The 7,355-nt window shown below is 36.4% G+C and carries 8 protein-coding genes; all 8 read right to left on the minus strand.

Annotated elements, in window-relative coordinates:
* Positions 1–44: 44 nt before the first annotated feature.
* The 8 genes from AB1422_14205 to AB1422_14240 all read right to left on the minus strand — a co-directional run bounded on the left by AB1422_14205 (position 45) and on the right by AB1422_14240 (position 7,102).
* A complete protein-coding gene (locus AB1422_14205; GenBank protein MEW6620464.1) occupies positions 45–311 on the minus strand; it encodes a hypothetical protein in 267 nt (88 codons plus the stop codon).
* Entirely contained in the window at positions 296–1,381 is a 1,086-nt protein-coding gene (locus AB1422_14210) for a DNA methyltransferase (protein MEW6620465.1), read from the minus strand. Before AB1422_14210 ends, AB1422_14205 begins: the two co-directional genes overlap by 16 nt.
* Positions 1,378–1,518, minus strand: coding sequence for a hypothetical protein (locus AB1422_14215; protein MEW6620466.1), 141 nt, complete (start codon positions 1,516–1,518; stop codon positions 1,378–1,380). Before AB1422_14215 ends, AB1422_14210 begins: the two co-directional genes overlap by 4 nt.
* A 33-nt stretch (positions 1,519–1,551) precedes the next feature.
* Positions 1,552–1,641 carry a GxxExxY protein gene (locus AB1422_14220; GenBank protein MEW6620467.1) on the minus strand — a complete coding sequence of 30 codons (90 nt, stop codon included), beginning with the start codon at positions 1,639–1,641 and terminating at the stop codon, positions 1,552–1,554.
* A gap of 54 nt (positions 1,642–1,695) precedes the next feature.
* Positions 1,696–2,493 (minus strand): 1-(5-phosphoribosyl)-5-[(5-phosphoribosylamino)methylideneamino]imidazole-4-carboxamide isomerase, encoded by a 798-nt coding sequence (hisA, locus tag AB1422_14225; protein ID MEW6620468.1) that lies wholly within the window; start codon positions 2,491–2,493, stop codon positions 1,696–1,698.
* A gap of 407 nt (positions 2,494–2,900) precedes the next feature.
* Complete coding sequence (recG, locus tag AB1422_14230) at positions 2,901–5,081, minus strand: ATP-dependent DNA helicase RecG (protein ID MEW6620469.1); 2,181 nt, start codon at positions 5,079–5,081, stop codon at positions 2,901–2,903.
* Positions 5,082–5,354: 273 nt separating this feature from the next.
* A complete protein-coding gene (locus tag AB1422_14235; GenBank protein MEW6620470.1) occupies positions 5,355–6,530 on the minus strand; it encodes a DarT ssDNA thymidine ADP-ribosyltransferase family protein in 1,176 nt (391 codons plus the stop codon).
* A 446-nt stretch (positions 6,531–6,976) separates the two neighbouring features.
* Positions 6,977–7,102 carry a hypothetical protein gene (locus tag AB1422_14240; GenBank protein ID MEW6620471.1) on the minus strand — a complete coding sequence of 42 codons (126 nt, stop codon included), beginning with the start codon at positions 7,100–7,102 and terminating at the stop codon, positions 6,977–6,979.
* Positions 7,103–7,355: the final 253 nt, after the last annotated feature.

The following is a 7,355-nucleotide window of genomic DNA, read 5'->3' on the forward strand; positions in this document are numbered from 1 at the left end:
TAGCCTATTTGATAATATTACAGCTAAAAACCAAAAGGGCTTTTTCAAAATTCACTATTACTCAGATTACAAGAAAAATAAATCGGGAATGCAACTTGCAAACCCTTATCCAAGAGCATTTTCATTTGGCATCCTTCATAACCTAAACAATCTCGTAGTAATATGCCACTTTTGGAATTATCAGGATTATCTTTATCGTCATAAATCTGTAACCACCAGACACCGTCTCCAATGAAATCATCTATATCAAAAGATAAACTGAAATAAAATCTTTCTCCTTCTATTAAAATTTGCTTTAATTTAGTTGGCATAGTAATCTCCACAATTCTTGTTGGTTTGTCTTTGCTCTTGTTTCTTCAAAATTCTTCACAATAATGCTTTTTAATAAATATCCTCTTTTCAGAACCTCCTGCATACAATAAAAGCCCAAAGGTATCCACTCGCCTTTAGAATATTTATCACCTATTACAAGAGCAAAATATCGTCCCTTTTGTAAATATGGGGTTACATTATCAATTACTTCTCCGAGCATCTTCAAAAATTCCTCTGTATTTTTCGCATTTGAAAGGTCCCTGCCATCTTTTGAAAACTTAATTATATCGTGATAAGGAGGATGCATAATGAGAAATTGCACCTGACTTATCTTATATTTGCCAAGAATGGTTTTTATATCGATTGTTCTACTATCTCCAACAATTACTTCAGAAATTACATCATTTAGGTTCAGTTCTAAGTTGATTAATTCTTTTGCCTTTTCTGCTACTTCTTGATTTAGTTCTATTCCAATGCCATTTCTTCCCAGCCTTCTGCATTCAATCAATGTTGTTCCACTTCCAACAAATGCGTCTAAAACCCAATTTTTCTTTGTGGTATATCTTAGCAACATTTGATGTGGAATTTGGGGGATAAAATTTCCCCAATACCAACCAAGATGAGCACCAGAAGTATCTCTTTTATCTAAAACCCAAAGGCTATCAGTAATAATTTCATCATATTCCTTCCAGCGAAGAAGATTTATATCATTAATTTTGCTGGTTTTAATCTTTTGGACGCCATTTTCTAATCTTTTGAGATAGTAATTTGCTCTTTCCGATGTTCGTGCCTCCAAAATTTGATCCAGTTCAGAAACTAAAACATCTTTACGTACAGAAATTGTATCTCCGTTAGCATCAATATTTACAATACCTTCCCTGTCATTCTTTGGATAAGTTACAATATTTTTCAATCCATTTATTTTAGCTTTCATAGAGTTTAAGTCTTTTAAAGTATCAATCTCACATAACACATTGACAAATTTTTCTTTGTTTAGAATAATAGCACCATAAGTAAGAGGTATGGTTTCTAAATTTTCAAGTGTTAATTGAGTGTTATTTATTTTCATATTCCATTTTCCTCTTTAATCCTTTTCAACATACTTCCTTGCCCAATACCGATATAATTTTTAGGTAAATCAGGGCCCTGTATCTTACCGCTCAACACCGCTTCGAATGGACATAAATAATTCCTTACCTTTAACACCAATTTCTGCTCTAATATCTTTAATCATCTCGATTATCTTTTCTGGACATAGGCTGACTCTAATAAACCAGGACCTAAATGCCTATGAAGTGCCATTGTTGCTCCAATTATTTGCTCTCTAATTGCTTTTTCTAAAAATCATTCTCTGTGGTGAACGATTACTCCTTCATTGACCATTTACCACGGATTTCCACTATCTCTTATTGGGAATTTTTTTATCTGAGCACCTGTTGGTGGTGTTACTGGGGAAGTATCTTTGGCAATGGCAATTGCCTCCTCTAATTTCACATCCTGTGTATAGAGTGCCTTACCAACAATTATCCCCACTACTCCATATTGAACATAAGGGAGTAATTTTTTTATATCTTCCAATGTGGAGACGCCGCCAGAGACAATAGTTCTCATTTTAATTGCCTGAGTAAAACTACGGATAGCATCAAAGTTAGGTCCTTCAAGCATACCATCACGGGTAATATCCGTATAAACCAATTCTCGCACACCAATTTGTTTCATTTCTTGAGCTAATGTCACGGCAGAATATTCTGTCATTTGTTGCCAGCCCCAAACCGCAACATTGCCACCTTTGGCATCAATACTAACAACTATCCTTTCTCTAAATTGAGCAATAATAGCGCGGGTAAAATTTGGGTCAATAGCGGCTTTTGTGCCAATAATAAGTCGGCTCACCCCTGTCTCGAATGCCTCTTTTACACTCTTTATGTCTCGAATGCCACCACCCAGTTGAACCGGTATTTTAATCTGTGAGACAATTTCTTTTACCCGGGGTAAGTTTTCTAATCTGCCGGAGATAGCACCGTCTAAATCTACTACATGGAGCAGTTTTGCCCCCTTTTCTTCCCACATCTTAGCAATTTCAACTGGATTGGCAGAATAAATAGTTTCTTCCTCTGGTTTGCCTTGAGTTAGCCTGACAACTTTGCCTCCTTTTAAATCTATTGCTGGAATAATTAACATAATTCACCACCTCCATTTTGGTAACTGATAATTGGTGAATGGTGATTAGTTACCAATTATCACTTACTTGCTTTTAAAGTCTTCTTAGACTGATTTTAAATTATAACATACTTAACAATAATAATCAACAAAAAAATTAGTAAGCGTTCACCGCAGAGACACAGAGACGCAGAGAAAAAATTAAAAACTATTTACCATACGCTTCATTCCATTCCTGATTTTCATCAGAGCAAGCTTTTGAGGCCCGACATCTCATGATTGATTAATAATTTGGTTTTGATGTCCTATGTATGACAATGATTACCTCAATAATCTTTTCTGTTATCTGATTTATTTCCATATCTTCTCTGTTCCTCTGCGTCTCTGCGGTAAAGGATTACCTGAACGCTTACCTGATAATTCAATCTTTACCCAATTTCCCCCAGCACAAGTTTATCCTTGAATTGATAAGAGAATGTTTTATAAATAAATTGGTTTTCTGTTTTTTTTAAGAACGGGTCTTTATCGAGGATAGCAAAGGCTTCTTTGCGGGCTAATTCCAGCCATTTAACATCATAAAGGATATTAGCCAATTTCAATCTAATCATTCCGTGTTGGCGAGTGCCAAAGAATTCGCCTGCCCCGCGAATTTCTAAATCTACTTCAGCGATTTTAAAGCCATCTGAGGTTTGACATAGCGTTCCCAGTCGCCTGGCACCTTTTAAAATAGTCGAATCAGGGTCTTCCTGTAGATTTATTGGCTGATTAGAATTAACCAATTCAGCAATATCTTTCTTAGTAACCAGGATACAATATGATTTATGTTCCCCTCGTCCCACCCGACCACGGAGTTGATGTAATTGTGCCAGCCCAAATCGCTCGGCATGTTCGATTAACATTATCGTCGCATTTGGAATATCAATCCCCACCTCAATGACCGTAGTTGAGACTAAAATATCTATTTCCTTATCTGCAAAACTTTTCATTACCTTATCTTTTTCTTCGGTTTTAAGTTGGCCATGTAAAAGGCCTAATTTGAATTCAGGGAAATCATTTTTTTGTAAATGGGCAAACATCCTGGTTGCGGCTTTTAATTCCAGCTCTTCTGATTCCTCAATCAATGGATAGACAACATAGGCCTGCCTGCCTTTTTGAATTTCATCTTTAATAAAGGCATATATTTTTGGCAAGTCTTTTTCTGACCGACATTTGGTAATGACCTTCTGGCGATTAGGCGGCAATTCATCAATGACTGAGGTATCTAAATCTCCATAAAGCGTCAGGGCTAAAGTTCTGGGAATCGGTGTCGCGGTCATTACCAGGACATCCGGGCTTATGCCTTTACAGGCTTCTTTTGCCTTGTTTTTTAACTCCGCCCGCTGAAGGACACCAAACCGATGTTGTTCATCAATAATACATAATCCTAAATTTTTAAACTCTACCCCTTCCTGAATTAATGAATGAGTGCCAATAGCAATATTTATCTCACCATTCTTTATCTGACTTAAACTTATGTCTTTATCAGATTTTTTTATACTACTGGTTAATAAAGCAACATTTATCCCAAAATTTGACAATAATCCTTGAATGGTTAAATAATGTTGTTCTGCAAGGATTTCTGTTGGCGCCATAATTGCAGTCTGGTAATCATTTTCAAATGCCACTATGGCGGCACAGGTTGCCACAACGGTTTTCCCGGAACCAACATCCCCATGAATAAGTCGATTCATTGGTTTTTCAGAGGTCATATCCGTAATTATTTCTTTAATCACCTTTTTTTGAGCCGAAGTGAGAACAAATGGCAAAGATTGGATAAAAGCGGTAAGTAATTTAAAATCTGTCTGAAATTTAATATATTTTTCTTGTTCTGCCTTTTTTTTAGTCATCCCTAAGGCTAATTGTAATAAAAAAAACTCCTCAAAAATGAGTCTGTTCTTTGCATTTTTATACCCTGTCCAATTTTCTGGAAAATGAATATTATTCAAAGCATATCTAATATCTGGTAGTTGATATTTGGAGAGAATACTGGCTGGTAAAATCTCAATAAGATTAGCGGTGTATGTCTCTAATGCCTTTTTAATTGCGGTCCGAATTAATCTTTCACCAGGAACAGGCGAAACTTCTTGCGTCAAAGGATAGATAGGAACAATCCGATTATGATGAATCATCTCATTTTCCTGCTCATTTAAGATGTCATACTCAAAATCCGTGATTTGTATCTCTCCACGAAACCGACGCACCCGCCCACTCACAATTAATTTTAAACCAGTGGTCAGGAACTTTTCCATTTTGGGCTGGTTAAAGAATAACAAAAAGGCATAACCCGTGCCATCTGAAATAACCACCTTGAGTAACTCTATTTTCCGTCCTGGCAATCTTGATTTCTTATACCCAATGATTGTTCCTTGAAATGTTTCCTTATCCCCATCGACTAAGTTAAATATAGATTTAAGATGTCTTCTATCGTGATAGGCACGCGGATAATATTCAAGCAGGTCTTTTATCTGGTTAATGCCGAGTGCGGCAAGGATTTTTGCCCGTTTTTCTCCTACCCCTTTCAGATATTTAACCGGCATCCTCAATTCATTCAGTAGAAAATTAGCTTCCATCTTATCCTCATGAATTGGTAATAACAATCATACACTATTTAACAACTTCCCAGTAATTATTCAGCCACAGATAGACACGGCTGAAACACTGAAAATTCGTAAATCGTGTCCGTAGTTAGGCTGAAGGTTTTTCCTCCTGTTGTCCTCTGCCCTCTGCCCTCTGCTCTCTGCCTTCTGCCCTCTGCCTTCTGCCCTCTGCCCTCTGTCCTCTATATTTATCCCTGCTAATCCGTGTTAATCAGTGGCTGAATAGTTACCTTTGCCATATCAATCTTATCCTATTAAGAATTTTTTAGTAAGATATTCTTCAGACATTTTCTCTTCTGCTGGTAAATATATTCTAACGGAAATGTCTAAATTTTTTAAATATTTACACATTAAAGGCCCAATATCTTGCCACTTTAAATTTCCAAGTCCACACCCAAGAGCAGGTAAAGCCAGAGATTTTATTGCTTCTTTTTTATAATTATCAACTATCCAATTTAGCCCTTTTTCAATCCCTTTTATATCTGCATCTTCTTTAAAGTGTTGCTTGGTAGGAAATAGAAGAAACCATGTTGCACCATTCCCATTTTTTAATGTAGATGGTTCATCTGCCAATTGATAATCAAGAGAACTCTCTCGTTTGTAAAGATATGGTTTTCCCATTTGTAATTGTAATGGACGATTTCTGCAAACATATTGGTATTGAACATAGACATCTGGAAACTGCCATTTTGCACGAGAAGCAAGTCCTTTTCCCATAACACCAACACAATTTACACTTATAGTAAGTGTTTGCATCCTTGAAAAGAACATATCTCCGTCTGTTACATATAACAACGGAGTAATTTCTATCTCACGAGAAGGTTTGAAAAACATATTCGGTTGGGGAACAACAGATATAGGGAACGATGATAAAAATTCTTTTATTTTATTAGCAATATTATGATTTGCAACATAAATTGTATGAATATATTCTGGTGAAATCATATCCGGGACAAGACACTCAGCCATTATTTTCCTTTTATCTCCACTTTCTTCAGTCCACCATTTTTTATCAAGAACTTCTGTTAATTTATATAGTGTTTTCTTTCCCTCTTTGGCTGGAAGTATTTCTGTAGCAGAACTGGCTGCATTACCCGAAGAAATAAAAATATCATTACGATTCAATATATCTAACTTAATAGCGATAACTACAATATCATTATCTGATTTCTCACAGACTACCCTGAATAACATCGGATTTCTTGGTTGAAAATACACATTAGCAAAATCCCATAGATTTCTACCACTGCCATCAGGTATAATTCTATTACGACGATTTTCTATAATCTCTTTATCATATATGGGTGTATAACTGATTTGGCGTTCTTCTACCTGTTTATGTGACAAAATGCCATTCTTCAATATAGAAGGTAAATTGTCTATGTGTGTAATATAATATAAATGTCTAATTTTAAATGCCATATCTACACTTCCAATGGTTCTCCTAAAAATAGGAAATAGAAAGTAGAGAGTAGAAAGTAGAAAGTAAAGAAAACATCACTCCTCACGCCTATCTCCTTACCTCCCACCTTCTATCTCCTACCTACTATTTTCATCCTCATTTGTGAACCCACGGTTCATGAGCGTTTCCCCTGAAAATAAGGAAGTAGAAAGTAGAGAGTAGAAAGTAGAAAGTAAAGAAAACATCACTCCTCACGCCTATCTCCTTACCTCCCACCTTCTATCTCCTACCACTATTTTCATCCTCATTTGTGAACCCACGGTTCATGAGCGTTTCCCCTGAAAATAGCGAATTAGTGAATTAGAGATTAGCGAATTAGTATAGTATCCACAGACTCGTATCCTATGGTGTAGAACAGATATTCCCCCTTAATAAAGGGGGTTAGGGGGTTGTTCTTCCATTATTTTCATCCCCCTTTGTGAGCCGCAGGTTCATGAGCGTTTCCCCTGAAAATAAGGAAGTAGAAAGTAGAGAGTAGAAAGTAGAAAGTAAAGAAAACATCACTCCTCACGCCTATCTCCTTACCTCCCACCTTCTATCTCCTACCACTATTTTCATCCTCCCTTGTGTCCACCCCGTGGACATGTCCGGTTCTCCTGAAAATAGGCTGAAGGCTGAAGGGTATAGGCTGAAGTTTTGAACGCTATTTCCTTCAGCCTATTTTTCATCGTCCTCGTATAATATATATTGTTGGTCATTTTGAATGCCACAATCCTAATTCCTTATTAAAGCCCCCAAGATTGGGGGGTGGGGGTTGAAAATAAAATTAAAAAATTAATTATTAG

The organism is bacterium, assembly GCA_040757115.1.
GTDB lineage: Bacteria > UBA9089 > CG2-30-40-21 > CG2-30-40-21 > SBAY01 > JBFLXS01.

Excerpts from the sequence above, each read along its gene's own strand:
- AB1422_14205 (MEW6620464.1), bottom strand. The coding sequence starts at position 311 with ATGCCAACTAAATTAAAGCAAATTTTAATAGAAGGAGAAAGATTTTAT.
- AB1422_14210 (MEW6620465.1), bottom strand. The coding sequence starts at position 1,381 with ATGAAAATAAATAACACTCAATTAACACTTGAAAATTTAGAAACCATA.
- hisA (MEW6620468.1), bottom strand. The coding sequence starts at position 2,493 with ATGTTAATTATTCCAGCAATAGATTTAAAAGGAGGCAAAGTTGTCAGG.
- recG (MEW6620469.1), bottom strand. The coding sequence starts at position 5,081 with ATGGAAGCTAATTTTCTACTGAATGAATTGAGGATGCCGGTTAAATAT.
- AB1422_14235 (MEW6620470.1), bottom strand. The coding sequence starts at position 6,530 with ATGGCATTTAAAATTAGACATTTATATTATATTACACACATAGACAAT.